This is a genomic window from Thiohalobacter thiocyanaticus (assembly GCF_003932505.1).
GTDB classification, from domain to species: domain Bacteria; phylum Pseudomonadota; class Gammaproteobacteria; order Thiohalobacterales; family Thiohalobacteraceae; genus Thiohalobacter; species Thiohalobacter thiocyanaticus.
The window spans coordinates 542,143-560,026 of sequence record NZ_QZMU01000001.1 but is presented as its reverse complement, the minus strand read 5'-3'; the positions used below and the strand labels follow the sequence as shown (position 1 = coordinate 560,026).

18 protein-coding genes are annotated in these 17,884 nt (G+C 66.0%); 10 read left to right on the top strand and 8 right to left on the bottom strand.

All coding sequences use genetic code 11. The features are described 5' to 3' along the window. Window positions 1-30: 30 nt before the first annotated feature. Window positions 31-810, bottom strand: a complete 780-nt coding sequence (locus D6C00_RS02680) for an ABC transporter permease (RefSeq protein WP_125180197.1) — start codon at window positions 808-810, stop codon at window positions 31-33. Then, window positions 810-1,745, bottom strand: coding sequence for an ATP-binding cassette domain-containing protein (locus D6C00_RS02675; RefSeq protein ID WP_125180196.1), 936 nt, complete (start codon window positions 1,743-1,745; stop codon window positions 810-812). The genes D6C00_RS02680 and D6C00_RS02675 overlap by 1 nt, the downstream gene beginning before the upstream one ends. Before the next feature lie 136 nt (window positions 1,746-1,881). Here D6C00_RS02675 and D6C00_RS02670 point away from each other — a divergent pair, with 136 nt between their 5' ends. Continuing rightward, window positions 1,882-2,730, top strand: a complete 849-nt coding sequence (locus D6C00_RS02670; protein ID WP_125180195.1) for a hypothetical protein — start codon at window positions 1,882-1,884, stop codon at window positions 2,728-2,730. Between the two features lie 3 nt (window positions 2,731-2,733). Here the strand turns inward: D6C00_RS02670 and greB are convergent, their stop codons facing one another. Continuing rightward, window positions 2,734-3,234, bottom strand: a complete 501-nt coding sequence (gene greB, locus D6C00_RS02665; RefSeq protein WP_125180194.1) for a transcription elongation factor GreB — start codon at window positions 3,232-3,234, stop codon at window positions 2,734-2,736. Window positions 3,235-3,322: 88 nt separating this feature from the next. Between greB and rtcA the strand changes: the two genes are divergently transcribed. The 4 genes from rtcA (at window position 3,323) to D6C00_RS02645 (ending at window position 6,563) form a co-directional block, all read left to right on the top strand. After that, on the top strand, window positions 3,323-4,363 hold the full coding sequence (gene rtcA / locus D6C00_RS02660; RefSeq protein WP_125180193.1) for an RNA 3'-terminal phosphate cyclase: 1,041 nt from the start codon (window positions 3,323-3,325) through the stop codon (window positions 4,361-4,363). 67 nt (window positions 4,364-4,430) lie between these two features. After that, window positions 4,431-4,637, top strand: coding sequence for a hypothetical protein (locus D6C00_RS02655; protein WP_125180192.1), 207 nt, complete (start codon window positions 4,431-4,433; stop codon window positions 4,635-4,637). Between the two features lie 359 nt (window positions 4,638-4,996). Further along, window positions 4,997-5,818, top strand: coding sequence for a tRNA cyclic N6-threonylcarbamoyladenosine(37) synthase TcdA (tcdA, locus tag D6C00_RS02650; RefSeq protein ID WP_125180191.1), 822 nt, complete (start codon window positions 4,997-4,999; stop codon window positions 5,816-5,818). Window positions 5,819-5,822: 4 nt separating this feature from the next. Next, complete coding sequence (locus D6C00_RS02645) at window positions 5,823-6,563, top strand: spermidine synthase (protein ID WP_158675262.1); 741 nt, start codon at window positions 5,823-5,825, stop codon at window positions 6,561-6,563. A gap of 134 nt (window positions 6,564-6,697) precedes the next feature. Here D6C00_RS02645 and D6C00_RS02640 read toward each other — a convergent pair whose 3' ends face one another. The 5 genes from D6C00_RS02640 to D6C00_RS02620 form a co-directional block, all read right to left on the bottom strand. Further along, a complete protein-coding gene (locus D6C00_RS02640) occupies window positions 6,698-7,441 on the bottom strand; it encodes a ferredoxin--NADP reductase (protein WP_125180189.1) in 744 nt (247 codons plus the stop codon). 179 nt (window positions 7,442-7,620) lie between these two features. After that, window positions 7,621-9,087: a cryptochrome/photolyase family protein gene (locus D6C00_RS02635; RefSeq protein WP_125180188.1), complete on the bottom strand. Its 1,467-nt coding sequence runs from the start codon at window positions 9,085-9,087 to the stop codon at window positions 7,621-7,623. Further along, on the bottom strand, window positions 9,065-9,727 hold the full coding sequence (locus tag D6C00_RS02630; protein ID WP_125180187.1) for a HEAT repeat domain-containing protein: 663 nt from the start codon (window positions 9,725-9,727) through the stop codon (window positions 9,065-9,067). Before D6C00_RS02630 ends, D6C00_RS02635 begins: the two co-directional genes overlap by 23 nt. A 2,953-nt stretch (window positions 9,728-12,680) precedes the next feature. Beyond that, a complete protein-coding gene (locus D6C00_RS16685; protein ID WP_125180186.1) occupies window positions 12,681-13,160 on the bottom strand; it encodes an ion channel in 480 nt (159 codons plus the stop codon). A gap of 10 nt (window positions 13,161-13,170) precedes the next feature. After that, a complete protein-coding gene (locus tag D6C00_RS02620) occupies window positions 13,171-13,554 on the bottom strand; it encodes a DUF6394 family protein (RefSeq protein ID WP_125180185.1) in 384 nt (127 codons plus the stop codon). Between the two features lie 208 nt (window positions 13,555-13,762). On the opposite strand from D6C00_RS02620, the gene D6C00_RS02615 reads away from it, so the two are divergent. The 5 genes from D6C00_RS02615 (at window position 13,763) to D6C00_RS02595 (ending at window position 17,855) form a co-directional block, all read left to right on the top strand. After that, window positions 13,763-14,539 carry a response regulator gene (locus D6C00_RS02615; RefSeq protein ID WP_125180184.1) on the top strand — a complete coding sequence of 259 codons (777 nt, stop codon included), beginning with the start codon at window positions 13,763-13,765 and terminating at the stop codon, window positions 14,537-14,539. A 131-nt stretch (window positions 14,540-14,670) separates the two neighbouring features. Then, window positions 14,671-15,747: a PA0069 family radical SAM protein gene (locus D6C00_RS02610; RefSeq protein WP_125180183.1), complete on the top strand. Its 1,077-nt coding sequence runs from the start codon at window positions 14,671-14,673 to the stop codon at window positions 15,745-15,747. Window positions 15,748-15,762: 15 nt separating this feature from the next. Beyond that, window positions 15,763-16,173, top strand: a complete 411-nt coding sequence (locus D6C00_RS02605; RefSeq protein ID WP_125180182.1) for a CDGSH iron-sulfur domain-containing protein — start codon at window positions 15,763-15,765, stop codon at window positions 16,171-16,173. Between the two features lie 26 nt (window positions 16,174-16,199). Next, window positions 16,200-16,892 carry a rhomboid family intramembrane serine protease gene (locus D6C00_RS02600; RefSeq protein ID WP_125180181.1) on the top strand — a complete coding sequence of 231 codons (693 nt, stop codon included), beginning with the start codon at window positions 16,200-16,202 and terminating at the stop codon, window positions 16,890-16,892. A 3-nt stretch (window positions 16,893-16,895) separates the two neighbouring features. After that, a complete protein-coding gene (locus D6C00_RS02595; RefSeq protein ID WP_125180180.1) occupies window positions 16,896-17,855 on the top strand; it encodes a metallophosphoesterase in 960 nt (319 codons plus the stop codon). Window positions 17,856-17,884 lie beyond the last annotated feature (29 nt).

The following is a 17,884-nucleotide window of genomic DNA, read 5'->3' as shown; positions in this document are numbered from 1 at the left end:
TTCCGTGTATTCCGTGGCGCTCTCCCAGTTTTACACCAGCAGCCGCCGTCGCACCAGCACCACGGCCAGGTAGTAGCTGATCAGGGTGTAGGCCACCAGCACCGACAGATGCAGGCCGACGTCGGTCACGGCCTGGCCGGCGACCAGCGGCCGGGTCAGGGCCACGGCATGGGTCAGGGGCAGGGCCTGCACGATGTACTGCATCAGCTCGGGCAGGCTGTCGATGGGGTAGAAGACGCCGCACAGCAGCATCATGGGCGTGACCACCAGCACGAAGTAGTAATTGAAGAAATCGTAGTTGGAGGCCAGGGCGCTCATGATGATGGCCGGCCCGGCGAAGCACAGGCCGGTGAGAAACACCACCGGCAGGGCCAGCAGGGCCTGCCAGCCGGCGACCACGCCTAGGGCGGTGGCCACGGCCAGGATGGCGATGCCGCTGAACAGAGCCTTGGTGCCGCACCAGAGCATCTCGCCGGCCAGGATGTCGTCGATCTCCAGCGGCGTGGCCAGCAGCGCCTCATAGGTTCGCTGCGGCACCATGCGGGTGAACACCGAGTACATGCCCTCGAAGCTGGCGGTGGTCATGGCCGAGGAGGCGATGATGCCGGAGGCGAGGAAGGTCAGGTAGGGCATGTCCGACATCTGGCCGATGAAGATGCCCAGCCCGTAGCCGAAGCCGAGCAGGTACAGCAGCGGTTCACCGAAGTTCATGGCCACGGCCGGACCGAGCAGTTTGCGCCAGACGCGCAGGTTGCGCCTGAGCACGGTCAGGGCATCGCGGCGCAGGCGAGGCAGGCGAAGATCGAGCATCAGTCCCGCAGCTCCCGGCCGGTGAGTTTGAGAAAGACGTCCTCCAGCCCCGCGGGCCGGTGCATGAAGGTCAGCTCAGGGTCCGACTGCAGTCGCTGCATCAGGCCACGCGAATCCCCGGTGTAGCAGTACAGACTGGTGCCCATCTGCTCGATGCGGCAATCCGGCGTGGGCTGCAGCCGCTCCAGCAGTTCGGCGCGGCCGCGGATCTCGATGACCTCGGGTTCGACATGGCGCTGTATCAGCTGCGCCGGCGTGCCCTGATCCAGAATGCGGCCCTGGTCCATGATCACCAGTTCGTCGCACAGACGCTCGGCCTCTTCCATGTAGTGGGTGGTGAGCACCAGGGTGGTGCCGCGCCGGCGCAGTTCCATCAGCCGGCCCCAGATGATGTGCCGGGCCTGGGGGTCGAGGCCGGTTGTCGGCTCGTCCAGGATCACCAGTTCGGGCTCATTGATGAGCGCGCGGGCAATGGTCAGGCGCCGCTTCATGCCACCGGACAGGGTTTCGGTTTTCGACCGGCGGCGGTCGGTCAGGGCGGCGAATTCCAGCAGCCGTTCGATACGCGTTTCCGTCTCGTTGCCGCGCAGACCGAAGTAGCTGGCGTAGACCTGCAGGTTTTCCTGCACACTGAAATCCGGGTCCAGGTTGTCGGCCTGGGGCACGATTCCGACCCGGCGTCGCACCTCGCGTGCCGCCGCGGGCAGGGGCAGATCGAAGACCGTCAGTTCGCCCGCGCTCATGGGGGTGAGGCCCATCAGCATGCGCAGGGTGGTGGTCTTGCCGGCGCCGTTGGGTCCGAGAAAGCCGAAGCACTTGCCGCGCGGGATGCTGAAGTCGATGCCGTCGACCGCGCGGTGCTGGTCATAGACCTTGCTCAGGCCGCGGGCGCGGACCAGCGGGGCGGCCGGCATGTCGGGCTGGGGACGGCTCATCCTGTGGGTTTCTCTGCCTGGAATGAAGCCCTGCGAGCATACAGAATCCACCGCAACGGTGAAAGCCGTGGCAGCACGGAGCGGCGGCGGCGTGATAACCTCATGCCTGTCCACTCTCCCTGCATTCGAGGTGTCCATGCCATCCACACTGCGCAAGGTGCTGCTCAGCCTGTGTATCCTGCTCCTGCTGGGGCTGGCGCACGGCGGCTGGCTGGATGCGGCCGGGCGCGAGTACACCGAGGCCGGGTTCAAGCGGGCGCTGGTGACCTTCGGCATTGCCCGCGGGCTCAACGGCGTGATCTCGGTCGCCCAGGGCACCGAGGTGGCCTTCCAGCCGGCCGGGGTCGGGGTGAACTTCGCGCCGGGGCAGATCCTCGACCCGGTCAATGATCTGATCGAGCGTTTCTCCTGGGTGATGCTGGTCAGCTCGACCTCGCTCGGCCTGCAGCGGGTGCTGCTGGACATGACCGCCTGGGACGGCTCTACCTGGCTGGTCACACTGCTGGGCGGACTGGCGCTGATCTTCCTGTGGTGGCGTCCGCGCCGGGCCGGCGACTGGCCGCGCCGGCTGCTGCAGCTTGCCCTGTTGCTGCTGGTGGTGCGCTTCACGATCCCGATGATCGCCCTGGCCGGCGAGGGGATGTACGGCCTGTTCCTGCAGCAGCGCTATGCCGTCTCCACGGCTGAACTCGAGCAGAGCACCGAACGCATCGGACGCATCAACGAGGCCACTCGCCAGCGGCTGGAGCAGGAAGGCTCCCCCGGTCTGCTGGATCAGGCCCGCCGGGCCTATGATTCGATGGTCGGCTCGCTGGATCTGGAGGCGCGGACGGCGGAGCTGCGTGCCACCGTCACCCGGGTCAGCGAGCACACCATCGACCTGATCGTGGTGTTCGTGCTGCAGACGGTCATTCTGCCGCTGCTGTTCCTGTGGCTGCTGGTGAAACTGGCCAGGGGAGTCGGCAACTGGCTGTGGCCGGCATGAATCTCATGTTTCCGTATAACGGACATCGGTGATGTAATAGCGCCGCGGTCCCTGCGGGGTTTGCACCTCCACCTCGTCGTCCAGGGTCTTTTTCAGCAGGGCCCGGGCCATGGGCGAGTCGATGCTGATCCAGCCCCGGGCCGGGTCGAACTCGTCGCCGCCGACGATGCGGTAGGTATGTTCGCTGCCGGCTTCGTCCTCCAGCCTGACCCAGGCACCGAAGAAGATGCGCGTCGGATCGCTCGGCACCTGCCCCGCCACCCGCAGCTCGGGCAGACGTTTCTGCAGGTAGCGTATGCGTCGGTCAATCCCGGCCAGTTCCTTCTTGCGATAGATGTACTCGGCGTTCTCCGAGCGGTCGCCCTCGGCCGCGGCGGCCGACAAGGCTTTCGTCACCTCGGCGCGCCGTTGCCACAGCCCCTTGAGTTCGTCCTGCAGGCGGGCGAAGCCGTCGGGGGTGATGTAGGGCGTGCCTTTGGGCTGGGGCGGGCGATAGCGGGGCATGTCGGGCAGTGAGGCGTGAAGGTGAGGCGATTGTAGCGGCTGTGGTCGGGGCTGTAACCCGGTCCGCTCTCCGGTACAATGACCAGACATGAACCAGCCTGAAGTTGCACAATCCCTGTCCCTGGACGGTTCCATCGGCGAGGGCGGCGGTCAGGTGCTGCGCACCGCACTGTCGCTGTCACTGTGCCTCCAGCGGCCGTTTCACATCGACAACATCCGCATCGGCCGTGATCGCCCCGGGCTGCAGCCGCAGCACCTGGCCGCGGTGCGGGCCGCCGCCGCGATCAGCGATGCCGAGGTCGAGGGCGCCGGCCCCGGCTCGACCTCGCTGAGCTTCGCCCCCGGGCCGGTGCGGGCGGGGGTATATCGTTTCGATATCGGCACGGCCGGCAGCACCGGCCTGCTGCTGCAGACCCTGCTACCGGCGCTGATGCTGGGCGAGGACGAATCCACCCTGACGCTCGACGGCGGCACCCACAACCCGCGCGCGCCCACCTTCGAATACCTCAACCAGGCCTTTCTGCCCATGATCAACCGCATGGGGCCACAGGTCCAGGCTGAGTTGATCCGTCCCGGCTTCCATCCCGAGGGCGGCGGCCGCATCCGGGTGCATATCCGCCCGGCCGTGCATCTGTGGCCCCTGCAGATCCCGCGCCGCGGCAAGGTGCTGACCCTGGATGCCCAGGCGCTGGTGGCCAAGCTGCCGCTGGAGATCGCCGAGCGGGAACTGGCGGTGATCCAGGCCGGCCTGGCGGTGCATGCGGGCGGGCTGCAGGCGCACCGGACGGAGGACTGTATCAGCACCGGCAATGCAGTCTGGGTGAGTGTCTACAGTGAACACATCACCGAGGTGTTCAGCGCGCTGGGCGAAAAAGGGGTACCGGCCGAGGAGGTCGCCCAGGGCCTGGTGGATGCGGTCCGGGCCTACCTGGACGAAGATGTGCCGGTCGGCCCCTGGCTGGCCGATCAGCTGTTGCTGCCCATGGCCCTGGCCGGGCAGGGCGGCTTCCGGACCATCCAGCCCGGCTCCCATACCCGTACCCAGATCGAGGTTATTGCCGCCTTCACCGGCCGGCGTTTCCAGGTCCGTACGGCGGACCATGGCCACGTCTTCATCACTCTGGAGTGACATCAGCGGCTGTGATATACATGCAGCTCACTGATGTTGGTCAATGACGTATGAACGAGGAGGTCATATGGCAGGTACCTACACACTCAAGGCGGATCCACTGCTGCATCGTAACGAAGACACCGGTTACTGTATCGGCTGGCGCTACAAGTACAAGTTCGAGAAAGGCGCGCTCGACGGTGAGATGACCTACGGCGAGGCCAAGAAGAAGGCGGCCGAACTGCAGGCCAAGGAGCCGGACAAGGTGTTCTTCCCCGAGATCATCCGGGAGTGAGCACGACTGAAACCGTACCGACGCCGCCTACGGGCGGCGTTTTTTTGTCGAACAGGCCGGGATAAAGGCAGTGTTCCCGGCATAGAGTGCAGTCGCTCCCGGGACTGCTTCGCGTTATCCTGTGGGGACAGGAGGTGCAAGATGTTCAATGCCAGTGCTATTGCTGTATTGAAGGCAGGCGATCCGGAAATTCCCCCCGGCTTTCCGCCGGAAGAACCGCCCGGTGAAGTCCCGCCCGGATTTCCCCCGGATCGGCCGCCGGAAGAGCCGCCGCCCGGCGAGGCCCCCGAGATTCCGCCCGACTCCCCGCCCGAGGTCCCGCCACCGCCACCGGCGGCCTGAGCCGCGCGGCGCAGTTCATGGATAGTTATGCCGAACGCTTTGACGGCGTACGCCGTCTGTATGGCGAGGCCGCCTTCGCCCGCATCCCCGAGCTGCATCTGTGCGTGGTGGGACTGGGCGGCGTCGGTTCCTGGGCCGTGGAGGCGCTGGCCCGCACCGGCGTGGGCCGGCTGACCCTGATCGATCACGACGACATCAGTCCTTCCAACGTCAACCGCCAGCTGCACAGTCTGAGCGACACCCTGGGCAGGTCCAAGGTGGAGGTGATGATCGAACGGGTGAAGCAGATCAACCCCTGGTGCGAAGTGGATGCGGTCGATGATTTTCTCACCAGCCGCAACCTGTGGGAGCTGCTGCCGCTGGGTTATGATCATGTCATCGATGCCATCGACAGTATCCGCTTCAAGGCGGATATGATCTACTTCTGTAAACGCAACCGGATCCCCATCATCACCACTGGCGGTGCCGGCGGGCTGACCGATCCCACCGCCATCAGGATCACCGATCTCACCCGGACCTGGAACGACGCGCTCGCTGCCAAGGTGCGTTCGCGGCTGCGCGCCAACTACAACTGGACCCGCAACCCGACGCGCCGCTTCGGTATCGAATGCGTCTTCTCCACCGAGCAGCCGGTTTATCCCAAACCGGACGGGAGCGTGTGCCCGGCCAAGCCGGGCATCCATGGCGTACACCTGGACTGCACATTCGGCTATGGTTCCTCCGTGGCCGTGACCGCCGGCTTCGGATTCACCGCCGCGGCGCGGGCGCTGGAGCGCGCATTGAAGAACGCCGGTGTGACCGGCGCGGTCGGAGCTGCGCCGGCTGCGGCCGGCGACTGATCCGGTGGCGGTGATCTGGCGAGCGCGGCGCGCCGGCGTCGACTACGAGGTGCGCAGCGCCGGGCGCACCCGTCGGCTCTACACCAACGGCGTGCTGCATACCCAGTACAACCCGCGCCAGCCGGTGACCGGCAGCGTGTGGGATCTGCTGGTGCTGCCCGCCCTGCTGCAGCCGCAGCGGCGGTTCGAACGGGTGCTGGTACTGGGCGTGGGCGGCGGTGCGGTGATCAATCTCCTGCGCCGCCATGCAGGCTTCGATGCCCTGGTGGGGGTGGAGCTCGAAAACCTGCACCTGCAGCTGGCGCGGCGCTTCTTCGACCTGCAGGGGCCGGGCATCGAACTGATCCGGGCCGATGCCCGCGACTGGCTGCTGGATTATGACGGCGAGGCCTTCGACCTGATCATCGACGACCTGTTCACCGAGGTCGACGGGGAACCGGCCCGGGCGATCACGGCCAGCCCGGCCTGGCTGCGGCTGCTGGATTCGCACCTGACGCGGCGTGGAATGCTGGTGATGAACTTTCCCGGACGGCGTGACCTGCATGAATGCGGTTTCAGTGCCGTGCCGGGGTTGCGGGCCCGCTATCGCGTCGCCTTCGAACTGACCCATCCGCGGCTGGAAAACCGCATCGGCGCCTGGCTGAAATTCCCCGCCGACAGCCGCGATCTCAGGCGCACGCTGAAAATCCTGCCCGAACTGGATCCGGCGCGCAGCCGGCTGGAGTACCGTATACGCCGGTTGTGAATGACGTCATTGCGAGCACCCAAAGGGCATAAACGCAGCGCGGCAATCTCCTGATGCCGAATCAACCGGACAGAGATTGCCGCGGCGCCACGCGCCTCGCAATGACGTGGGTAGCTCTGTTGTTCGGGCGTTCCCTAGTGATATTTCTCGGTGGTGATATGCCCGGGATCGCGCTTGCGGTGGCGCTTCAGGCCGCGGCCTTCCAGCAGCTGCTGGGTATCCTGGATCATGTCCGAGTTGCCGCACAGCATAACGTGGGCGTTGTCGGGTTTGAGTTCCAGCCCGATGCGCTGTTCCAGCTCGCCGGATTCCAGCGCGGCGGGGATGCGCACATTGAGCGCGCCCGGATGCATGGCCCGGGTGACGATCGGGATGAAGTCCAGCTGATTGCCGTGCTGCTCCAGCAGCCGGGTGATGGCGTCCTGGTAGGCCAGATCGTCGGGCGTGCGCACCGAGTGACACAGCACCACGCGTTCGAAGCGCGACCAGGGCTCGTCAGTCTTGAGAATGGACAGGAAGGGGCCCAGGGCGGTGCCGGTGGCCAGCAGCCACAGGTGACGGTGCTCGGGCAGCTGGTCCAGGGTCATCATGCCATTGACGGCGGAGTTAACCAGGAACTCGTCGCCCCTGTTCAGCTCGGCCAGGCGCGGCGACAGGGGGCCTTCCGGCACGATGTTGAAATAGATCTCGTGGGTCGATTCGTGCGGGGCGTTGACCAGCGAATAGGGCCGGCCTACGCGCTCGCCGTCGATGTCCAGTCCGACACGGACGAACTGTCCGGCCTTGAATTCCGGCAGGGGGGCGTCAAAGCGCAGCGAATAGAGTTCATCGCTCCACTGCACCTTTTCCCGTAATGTCGCCTTCAGCCAGTCGGCCATTGCTCACCTCGCGTTTGTTTCAATGCAACTTTATAGGGTCTGTCCGATGAAGACTCAACCCTGGAAAGACCGGGTATTTCCGGCCAATCACCCATTATACGGGACCGGCGGTCGCTCTGCAGGTTCAGGTCGGGTCAGCCCGCAAGGCGTAATTCCGCCTGCGTTACTGCAGGCGTGGCTCAGCGGCTTATTCCCTTGATCTCGTCCCAGCCGCCCAGGGCACGGGCGCGCGAGGCCTTGAGATCGACCACCGGTGCCGGGTAGTTGTCTCCGAGCCGTATGTCGGCCTCGGCCAGGACCTCGGTCGGCGCCTCCCAGGGTCGGGCCAGCCACTTGTCCGGGAGCCGCGCCAGTTCCGGCAGCCAGCGGCGCAGGTAGCGGCCGTGCGGGTCGAATTTCTGCGCCTGGGTCACGGGATTGAAGATGCGGAAGAAGGGCGCGGCGTCGGCGCCGCAGCCGGCGGTCCATTGCCAGCCCAGTGTATTGTTAGCGAGATCGGCGTCGACCAGGGTATCCCAGAACCAGCGCGCGCCCTCACGCCAGTGGATGCCCAGATTCTTGCTCAGGTAGGAGGCGGCCACCATGCGCACCCGGTTGTGCATCCAGCCGGTGTGCCAGAGTTCGCGCATTCCTGCGTCGACCAGCGGAATGCCGGTGCGGCCCCGTTGCCAGGCGCGCAGTGTCTCGGGAGCGTTACTCCAGGGAAAATGTTCGAAGCGGCGGTCCAGCGGCTTGTCGGTGGTCTCGGGAAAGTGATACAGCAGGTGATGGGCGAACTCACGCCAGGCCAGCTGGCGCAGAAACTGTTCACCGGCCCTGACCAGGCCGGCGCTGCGGTGTCCCGCCCTGTGCTGCATGAGCTGCGCCAGCACCTGGCGCGGTCCCAGTTCGCCGAAATGCAGGTGCGGCGACAGGCGTGAGGTACCCTCATCATCCGGTCGGTCACGCGCTTCGGGATATTGGATCAGACGGGTTTCCAGCAGGGATCTGAGCCGCTTGCCCGCCCCGGCCTCGCCCGGCTGCCATTCGTTGCGCAGACCCGCGTCCCAGTCGTATTCCGGCAGCAGTCCGAGTTCTTCGAGCGACAGGCCGTGCCCGTTCCCGCGGGGCACACCGGGCAGCGCCGACGGACGCCGCTGCGGTACGATCGCCTCCAGCCGCGGCTGCAGGCTGCGCCAGAAGGGAGTGAAGACGCGGTAGGGTTTGCCCTGTTGATTGAAGTGATCCCAGGGTTCGACCAGCAGCGCGGCGTTGGAACTGTGGCAGGTGATGCCACGCTGCTTAAGGCCGGCCTCGATGTCCCGGTCACGGGTGAGGGCTGCGGGCTCAAAGCGCCGGTTCCAGTAGACGGCCGTGGCACCGCTGGTTGCGGCCAGTGTTTCCAGACACTCGTCGGCCCTGCCCTGCAGCAGGTGCAGCCGGCTGCCGCGCTCGCGCAGAGCGGCGTCGAGCGCGGCCAGACTGTGATGCAGCCACCAGCGGCTGGCCGCGCCGGGTGTCCAGGGATCGGGGTCGGTTTCCAGGATGTAGACCGGCAACAGCTTGCCCGCATCACGGCAGGCGGCCTGCAGGGCCGGGTTGTCGGTCAGCCGCAGGTCCTGGCGAAACCAGAGGATAGCCGTGTCAGTGGAGGGTGATGCCGGCATCCCGCAGTTGCTCCAGGGCTTCCTCTGCCACTTCCACCACTCCCGGATCACTGTCCTGCAGCCTGGCCTCGAGATAGGGCACTGCCTCGGGGCTTGCGCTCATGCCCAGGTAATGACTCGCATCGTTGCGCACCAGCGCCTGTTCGTGCCGGGTGAGTTCTCCCAGATCGGCCACGCCGGCCTGCAGGGCCGGGCTTCCGGCCAGGTCCTCCATCACCGCGCCGATACCGAGCCGGATCTGCAGTTCGGCCTCGGGGTCGGCCAGCGGCACCAGCAGACCCTTGAACGCGGACGGGTCACGACGGATATGATCCACTACCTGCTGCAGTTTCCCCTCTTTCCACAATTCCTGGAAATACTCGGCCAGCCCCTCCGTGCTGCCAGCGCGCTCGGCCCACTGCTTCAATTCCGCCGGCGAACGCAGGCCTTCCAGCACGAACGGTCCGAGTCGCACCCAGGGCACGGCGCGGATGCCCAGTTCCCCGGCCAGGTCGGGGCGCTGTTCCAGGTTGATCACTTCCAGGCGGCCGATGCGGCCTTGCTTGATCAGATCACTCAGCCCCTGCAGCACGGTCGGGCAGTGCGGGCAGCGGCTGCCCAGCACCATCAGGGCATCGGGCGGTGTGGCGGTCTCGTTCATGGGTCTGTCCTTCTGGCTGAGTAAGGCCACATTACACCAGGGAAAATGGCGATGACAGCCGCGACCCCATGATTACCGTGTGGGAATGGTGGCCAGTGCCGGGTGTTTGCGGCAGACTCTGAATACCTGCAAGCGCAGGGGAGAGCGATCATGTCCTGGCTGAACCGAAAGACCGCATTGCCCACGCCGGAAGCGGCGCTGCCCGGGCGTGAGGAAAGCATGCCCGGTGCCCCGAAGCGACACCCATGTCCCCCAACTGTACCCACTGGTCCCCGCCCCCTTTTCCGGAGGGCATGGAGCAGCCCCCCTGTTCGGCCTGGCCCCTTTGTCCCTGGGGGGCCGAGAAGGCTTTCTGGAACTGGACGGGGGGATTCCACCGCCGTGGGGTGTTTATGCCGGTGGTACAACGGCCCAACCCCACCTAGCGAGGAAGTCTGCAACCGGCATGACCGGGCACAACGAAGGTGTGGCTGGTGGTGGTTCGATCACGCGCCGCATCGAGTACGGCGAGTTTGTTGCGCCGGTTCCTGGGCCAACGATCCGACCCCAGGGCATGGCGTCGGGCAACGATATCGGCCCACCCAGTACCGCCTCCCGGCATCTACACTTACGGCGAGGCGCCAGCAGCAACTGGCCGAAGGGCCGGTCCACGCCGAAGCCTAAATAGGGCGGCACTGCAGGCGCGCCCGTCACGAACGGGAAATTCACGACCCGAGATCCTGCCAGGCGCCCGACCTTTTAATTATGCTGAGGATTTTCATTCAGCAGTTTATCTGCCGAAGAACCCCGGTTTGGCTACTGCGGCCCACGGCCGGCACCGGCGTGGCCGGTCCCCGAAGTGTCGTCGGAAGGCAATCGGCCGCCTGACCCGCGCTGGCCCTGGCCCGGCCACGAGCAATTCGCGCCAGCGAACCAGGCTCGCCCCGCGAATCCCGCCCGGGCCGGTCCTATGACCGAACGCCCGAGTGTTGAAATTGGGGCTGGTGATGGCCGATTTCGTCGACATCGATCATGCCAGAAACTGAGGACCGTGGACAGCTTCACCGATCCCCTGCAGGCGCACTCGCCCACGTGGACGGCCTGGAGGCCGAGGGGTATCGCGGCCTACGTCATCCCAACGAGAAACATGTTCTGGGCCGCCTTGGTTTCTGTCCAATGCGCTGGGGCGGGGGGAGCTGGTCAGGTTTCGCGGAGCAGGACGCCGACCGGGCCCCCGGGAGATACCTGGCCACGCCGCATCGACGGGGGTGAGTACGAACAGGCCCTGGAACGGCCGCCGGGTGAATCCCGCGAAGCCGGCCTGCCCCCGCGGCCTGCGGGGGCCGCCAGGCTGCCGACCGGTGTTTTCCCGGCCAACCCCCTGCTGTTGATTGTCCTTCAAGTTCTGGGGCTCGTCGGCGTGAATCCTTCCCAGCCCGCGGCCGTTCGCTGTAGCCGGTGCCGGGAACGGCGCAGGCGCTGGCGGCATGACCGGGAAGCAGAGGGGGAAGTGAGCCCCTGCCCCGAGCCCGGTTGGGCGCCCGTACCGTTCAGGGGGGCGGGTGTCGGCAACGGCCGCCGCCCTGCCCGGGTCGCGGCCGCGCAGCAAGCCGCCAGTCAGCCCGTCGGGGCGGTCACCCGGCCGTGAGCAGTAGTTTTCGCACATTGTAGTTCTGCACACTCCCAATTTCACCAGCTGCACGCCCTGGCCTCGCTCACACCGGCACCAGCAAGCAGCTGGTGCCCGCCGCGTTTCGAGCCCTCGGAAATTCCCATCCTCCAGCAGCCAGGAAGGTAGCCCCGCCGCGCCCCTTGAGTCAGCAAGTACGACCAAGACCGCAAGCCCCGTTGTCGCAAGTCTGCGGGTCCACGCCCGTTGATACGACACAGCTCCGCCTGCCCTGCCGCGGCCCCAGCCAGGTCATCAGCGCAACCCGGCCCTGGTTTCCCGCATCGAGGTCAGGGCCCCAGGAGTTTTTCCGGCGCCCGGTCGTTGACGACAACCGGGAGACCCGCGAACAAACCAGCAGATTGGCCCCAGTTTCCCTCGTCCCTTTTCTTGCGGGCCGATTTCACTGAGAAAGTCCTGCAGCCAGCCGGGGTGACGAATCAGCGACAGAATGCCAGCCACGTACGCGGATGTGCTTTGGCTGCATGATGAAGTCCGCGCCGAGGGCCGCCGGGAGATGCGCACTAGAGCGGCGTTCGGTTCGGTGTCCGGCCACGGTGGGGAACAGCCGCTCGCCTGACGTCCCGTGGCGGTTTGGATCAGGGAGCGACAGATTGTTTGCTGTCGTCCATCGGTGGCAGCCCGATGATTGCCGCCCCGGCCCTCTCGATGCCGGCGGCAACCAGGGTCCCCGGCCTCCGGTGCCGCGGCCGATTGACACTGCCCCTCGGGCCGGCCTGGGTCGCCCGGGGGCGGGCCTCGACGAACGCGGGGTCTTCCAACGCCCCTCGACGTTGAGTTTCGCGGCCCGCAGTGCCCTTGCCGAAGCGGCCGTTAGCCGCACAGTAATCCATTTCCACCTGTGCGGAGTGATGGAAGATCCTTTGAGTGGCGCCATTGTGGATGCTGGTTGATTCCCAATTCGTAGATCAGATACAATGCTGGGTGGAGTGGAACAGCCAGCCGAACGGTTTCAGCGAAAGGTTTTCGGTAGGGATTGATGATTGAAATTCGGTGCCGAAGGAGGCCATGTTTTGTTTTTTCTCCATGGCCCCCGGGTCTGGGGGCGCGCAGAATGAACCGCTTGTCGGCGTGGCAGTTTTGCTGGTGATGGCCGATGCGCAATTGACCCGGTCGTTCCCCGGTGGACGGCCCCGATCACGCCCCGCGGGCAAGTCACGGGTTGGCGGCAAGTCCTGCTGCCCCGCCAGGGGTTTTCGATCGTGCATCACCGCGCAGGCCGGGGAACATAGAACCGCATATCCTGCAGCTGCCAGGCATCGATACGCCGGCTGTCGTGTCGAGTTAACGCACTGGCGCCGAAATGCCGGCGGGGCAGTCCAGTTCCCTGACCAGCAGGACTGCCGGTTGTCCGCATAAGCCGGCAGACCATGTAGAAGGGGCTTGCGCAGCCTGTCTGGACGCCTGTGTTTGAAACCCGCGAAATTCCAGCACCCGGCGGAAGCTGTGATTCCGTGATGATGGTGAGCCAGCGAACCGATGCCGTACAGCCAGCTGAAAGTCACGTTTTTGATAGTAGATGGTCAGGGTGGCCCAGGCGCGCTGTGCCGTGGTGAAGGGATAAGGGATTTCACCAAAGCCGATGGTCGAGCCCATGTAGCTGACGAAATAGAAGGCATGGAAGAAATCCATGTGCCAGACATTGCCCGCGTCGTCCCGGCCGGGAATCAGGGTGAAGCCGAGTACGGATACCGCATAGGCCGTGATGATGGCGATCAGCGGCCGGCGCATGCGCCGGAAGACGAGAAAGATGATCTCCTGCATGGCGCTGCCTTCAGCGGCGCAGCATGACGGTCTCGATGATCAGGATCACCACCGAGGCGAAGTTGGCCACCAGTGCGCCGCCGGACAGCCCCACGATATCGGCCATGATCTGAGGCGTCAGCCCGACCATGCTGACCTGCTCCGCATACCACCAGACCAGGGCGGCACCGATCAGCTGCAGGTCGGCCACCAGACTGGTGGCGAGCAGCACGGCGCCGATGTGAGTGCGGTCGCCGAATTTGAGGACGGTGGCGATCAGGCTGACGGTCAGGGCGCCGAACAGCTCGTATTTGTTGTGGTGCAGGGGATTGGATATCTCGCCCATGACGAAGCCGAAATTCAGGGTCAGGGCGAGCAGGATGAAGAAGGCGAATACGACTTTTTCGAGGTTCATCACGGTCTCCGGAAGGGGCGGTTAAATTGGTGTGATGGGTCCGGGCGTCAGGGTCGGAATCAAATGTATTTGTTTTGTCACGGATTATCAATTCGTTAGTTATCGCATTGCGAATGCGGACGGCCTTGGTTATTGTAGCTGGAAGAAAAATAACCAAGCCGGCGGAGGCGTGGCCTGACCGCCGGAGGAACAGCCCGGGAACAGTCTTATGACCATCCACTCCGTCCTCGTTGTCGACGACTCGCCCTCGGCCCGGCTGGTGCTCTCCAAGCAGCTGCGCAGCCTGGGCTATGCCGTGGACCAGGCGGAATCCGGCGAGCAGGCACTGGATCGGCTGGCCACACAGCGGCCGGATGCCGTTTTCATCGATCACGACCTGCGCGGGATCAGCGGTTTCGAAACCGCGCTGGAGATCGCCAGCATGCCGGCGACGGCCGGCATCCCGGTGGTGATGATGACCAGCAATGGGAACGGGGATTTCGAGGCCCGTGCCCGGGCCCACGGTGCCGTCGCCGTGATGGCCAAGGGACCGGACGCCGGCCGTCTGGCCCGGCTGCTGGATGAGCTGCAGCAGGGCGCGGCCGGGACCGCGGCAGCGCCGGCAGGGAGAGCCGCGGACACCCGCCCGGATGCCGCCACGGTCACGCGCATCGGCGAGGAACTCAGCCGTGACATCCGCGAGCATCTGCAACTGGCCGTGACCTCGGCCTGGATCGATGCCGAGCAGGGTGTGATCGAGGACATTCCCCGGCTGGTCCAGCGGCTGCGACCGGCGGTGGAGCAGGCACTGGAGGCGCTGATCGACGAGTTGGTGCAGGAGCGCCTGGAACTGCAGCTGCGCGGGGTGATGGAAGACTACACCCGCGAGCTCACCCGCAGTATGGATGGCGCCTTTGCCCGCCTGCGCCGTGGCGAGCGCGGCGTGCCACCGCCGTCCCCGTCACGGTTGGCCGGCACCGGCAAGGGGCCCTCACGCCCGGCCTGAGCCCGCCCCGGTCCGCGCCGATCCGGGTTACAATGGAGCCGATGCGGCATTCCCTGTATATCAGTGCGATAAATCGATCCGGCCACCACCGGCCGGCGCCTGCGTTGCCCGATCCGGGAGGCTGTTGAGCAATGGCGATCCGTTATGCCAGTCCCTTCAAAGGCCGGGGCGCCGGCAGCAATCCCGACAACCGCTTCGAACAGCACAGCCGGGAGCGGATCGATGACGGCTGGGACAGCCTGGCCGCGACCGGGACCGCGCCGCGGACCAGCCTGGCGGTCGATACCAGCCGCAGCGTGATCAGCTACAACCAGTCCCCCGATGTGCCCTTCGACCGATCCATCAACCCGTACCGGGGCTGCGAGCATGGCTGCGTCTATTGCTTCGCCCGGCCCACCCATGCCTGGCTGGGGCTGTCGCCGGGGCTGGATTTCGAGACCCGCCTGTATCACAAGCCCGATGCCCCCGAACTGCTGCGCCGGGAGCTGGGCCGGCGCGGCTATACGGCCGCCCCCATCGCCCTCGGGATCAACACCGATGCCTACCAGCCGGTCGAGCGCCGGCTGGGCCTGACCCGGCGCATCCTGGAGGTGCTGGCCGAGACCCGGCACCCGCTGACCATCGTCACCAAGTCCGCCCTGGTCGAGCGCGATCTGGATATCCTTGCCCCTCTGGCCGCCGACAACCTGTGCCGGGTCGCGATATCACTGACCACACTGGACAGCAACCTCAGCCGGCGGCTGGAGCCGCGTGCCGCCGCCCCGCACCGGCGGCTGGAAACGGTAAGTCGCCTGAGCGAGGCCGGGGTGCCGGTCAGTTTGCTGGTCGCGCCCCTTATCCCGGTGCTGACCGACGTCGAGCTGGAAAGCCTGCTGGAGGCGGCCCATGCGGCGGGAGCCCGGGATGCCGGCTATGTCCTGCTGCGCCTGCCGCACGAGGTCAAGGGCCTGTTCGCCGACTGGCTGCAGATGCACGAACCGCTCAAGGCCGAACACGTGCTGAACCGGGTGCGCGACTGCTGCGGCGGGCGCGACTATGACGCCACCTTCGGCCGGCGCATGCGCGGCACCGGGATCTTCGCCGACCTGCTTGCCCAGCGGTTCAAACAGGCTTATCGGCGGCTGGGCTTTCCCGGGACGCCACCGCTGGAGTGCAGCCTGTTCCGGCCGCCCCGGGAGGATACGCCGCAGCTGGGGCTGTTCGACTGAACAAAGGAGAAACGCATGTCCAACCGCATCAAGGTCATCCCCAATGGTCCGCTGATCCTGTACGGCGATATCGAGCTGCAGGACGCGCAGGGCGAGGTGCTGGAACGCAGTGCCGAGATCGGCCTGTGCCGCTGCGGGTTGTCCCAGCGCAAACCCTGGTGCGACGGCACCCACAAGCAGTCGGCGTTCAGTGACGATGCCTGCTTCGAGGACGACCGGGCGCAGGCTCTGGATGGAAAGGAAGGGCGGCTGACGGTCCAGGCCCGCACCAATGCGATGTATATCGCCGCCGGGCCCATGACCCTCGAGGGTGCGCAGGGCAGTGTCACCACCCGCACCCGGGCCGCGCTGTGCCGCTGCGGTCAGTCGGCGCGCAAGCCCTTCTGCGATGTCAGCCACAAGGCCTGCGGCTTCCGGGCCGACTGAGTCGAGATCATGTTGAAGGGGTACTAGTGTTTCCGCTCAAGGACGACAATCCGGCCGAGCTGCCGCCCATCATTACGGTGGCCCTGATCGCGGCCTGCGTGCTGGTGTTCTTCTGGCAGCTGTCGCTGGGCCAGGCCCAGCAGGCGGCCGTGTTCGCGTTCGGGACGGTGCCGGCGGTACTGTTCGGCCTGGCCGAACTGCCGCCGGAGCTTCAGTTGATTCCGGCCGAGCTGACCCTGTTCACCAGCATGTTCATGCACGGCGGCTGGATGCACATCATCGGCAACATGCTCTACCTGTGGATCTTCGGCAACAATGTCGAGGATGCCATGGGCCATGTGCGTTTCATTGTCTTCTATCTGGTCTGCGGGCTGGTCGCGGTACTGGCTCATGCGCTGCCCGGTCCGGAGTCCACCGTGCCCATGATCGGCGCCAGCGGCGCCATCTCCGGGGTGCTCGGAGCCTACCTGCTGTTATATCCGCACGCCCGGGTGCTGGTGGCAATCCCCTTCGGTTTCATCATCCAGACCTTCTACCTGCCGGCGGTCGCGGTGCTGGGTCTGTGGTTCGTCATCCAGCTGCTGAGTTCGGCCACCACGGCGGGCGAGGGCGGCGGGGTGGCCTGGGGTGCGCATATCGGCGGCTTCGTGGCCGGCATGCTGCTGGTGCCCCTGTTCAAGCAGCGTGGCGTCCCCCTGTGGCAGCGGCCCGGCCGGTGACTTATGCCTGACTCCCCTTTCAGCATCGATCCGGCACTGGAGGAGAAGCTGATTCACCGCCTCGGCCGCGCTCATGCCCGCCAGCGGCTGGGACTGGAGCAGGACTACGAGGCGCGGGTGTTCGGGCAGGGGAGGAATTTCTTCCATCTGGAAAACTGGTCCTCGGCGCCCGGTCTGATCCGCCAGTTGCTGCGGCTCAGCCTGTTGTACGGGCGTGGCCGCCGTAACGCACGCCGCATCCGGCTGCGCCACAACAGGATTCCGGTCACCGGGCTGCCCGCCGCCTGCGACGGGCTGCGCATCCTGCAGATTTCCGATCCGCATCTGGACATGGCCGAGGACATGCCCCCGGTGCTGATCGAGGCGGTGCGCGAGCTGGAATATGACCTGTGCGTACTGACGGGCGACTTCCGTGCCCGTACCCACGGCCCCTGCGAGGGCGCACTGGAGGGGCTGGCGCGGCTGCGGGCGCACCTGGCCTCGCCGGTCTACGCCATTCTCGGCAATCACGACAGTGTGCGCATGGTGCCGGGGATCGAGGCGCTCGACATCCGCCTGCTGCTCAACGAGTCGCTGCGGTTCGAACGCGGCAACGGCGGGATCCATCTGGTCGGGATCGACGATCCGCACTACTACCGGGCCGACAATCTGGAAAAAGCCGTGGCCGGGGTGCCGGAAGGGGCCGTTTCCATTCTGCTGGCGCATTCCCCCGAGATTTACCGCCACGCCAGTTACCTGGGTTTCGACCTGATGCTGTGCGGCCACACCCATGGCGGACAGATCTGTCTGCCCGGCGGCAGGCCGCTGTTGTGCAATGCCCGCGCACCGCGTGCCCTGTGCCGCGGTGCCTGGCGCTACAACGGCATGCAGGGTTATACCTCGGTGGGTTCCGGTGCCTGCGTGGTGGATGTTCGGCTGAACTGTCCGCCCGAGGTGACTGTCCACACCCTGACCCGGGCGTAGGTCGGATCATGTCGGGTTACGCTGCGCCA

What these genes read in the sequence shown, in the direction of transcription:
- D6C00_RS02680 (WP_125180197.1), bottom strand. Translation starts at nt 810, where the DNA reads ATGCTCGATCTTCGCCTGCCTCGCCTGCGCCGCGATGCCCTGACCGTG.
- D6C00_RS02675 (WP_125180196.1), bottom strand. Translation starts at nt 1,745, where the DNA reads ATGAGCCGTCCCCAGCCCGACATGCCGGCCGCCCCGCTGGTCCGCGCC.
- D6C00_RS02670 (WP_125180195.1), top strand. Translation starts at nt 1,882, where the DNA reads ATGCCATCCACACTGCGCAAGGTGCTGCTCAGCCTGTGTATCCTGCTC.
- greB (WP_125180194.1), bottom strand. Translation starts at nt 3,234, where the DNA reads ATGCCCCGCTATCGCCCGCCCCAGCCCAAAGGCACGCCCTACATCACC.
- rtcA (WP_125180193.1), top strand. Translation starts at nt 3,323, where the DNA reads ATGAACCAGCCTGAAGTTGCACAATCCCTGTCCCTGGACGGTTCCATC.
- D6C00_RS02655 (WP_125180192.1), top strand. Translation starts at nt 4,431, where the DNA reads ATGGCAGGTACCTACACACTCAAGGCGGATCCACTGCTGCATCGTAAC.
- tcdA (WP_125180191.1), top strand. Translation starts at nt 4,997, where the DNA reads ATGGATAGTTATGCCGAACGCTTTGACGGCGTACGCCGTCTGTATGGC.
- D6C00_RS02640 (WP_125180189.1), bottom strand. Translation starts at nt 7,441, where the DNA reads ATGGCCGACTGGCTGAAGGCGACATTACGGGAAAAGGTGCAGTGGAGC.
- D6C00_RS02635 (WP_125180188.1), bottom strand. Translation starts at nt 9,087, where the DNA reads ATGCCGGCATCACCCTCCACTGACACGGCTATCCTCTGGTTTCGCCAG.
- D6C00_RS02630 (WP_125180187.1), bottom strand. Translation starts at nt 9,727, where the DNA reads ATGAACGAGACCGCCACACCGCCCGATGCCCTGATGGTGCTGGGCAGC.
- D6C00_RS16685 (WP_125180186.1), bottom strand. Translation starts at nt 13,160, where the DNA reads ATGCAGGAGATCATCTTTCTCGTCTTCCGGCGCATGCGCCGGCCGCTG.
- D6C00_RS02620 (WP_125180185.1), bottom strand. Translation starts at nt 13,554, where the DNA reads ATGAACCTCGAAAAAGTCGTATTCGCCTTCTTCATCCTGCTCGCCCTG.
- D6C00_RS02615 (WP_125180184.1), top strand. Translation starts at nt 13,763, where the DNA reads ATGACCATCCACTCCGTCCTCGTTGTCGACGACTCGCCCTCGGCCCGG.
- D6C00_RS02610 (WP_125180183.1), top strand. Translation starts at nt 14,671, where the DNA reads ATGGCGATCCGTTATGCCAGTCCCTTCAAAGGCCGGGGCGCCGGCAGC.
- D6C00_RS02605 (WP_125180182.1), top strand. Translation starts at nt 15,763, where the DNA reads ATGTCCAACCGCATCAAGGTCATCCCCAATGGTCCGCTGATCCTGTAC.
- D6C00_RS02595 (WP_125180180.1), top strand. Translation starts at nt 16,896, where the DNA reads ATGCCTGACTCCCCTTTCAGCATCGATCCGGCACTGGAGGAGAAGCTG.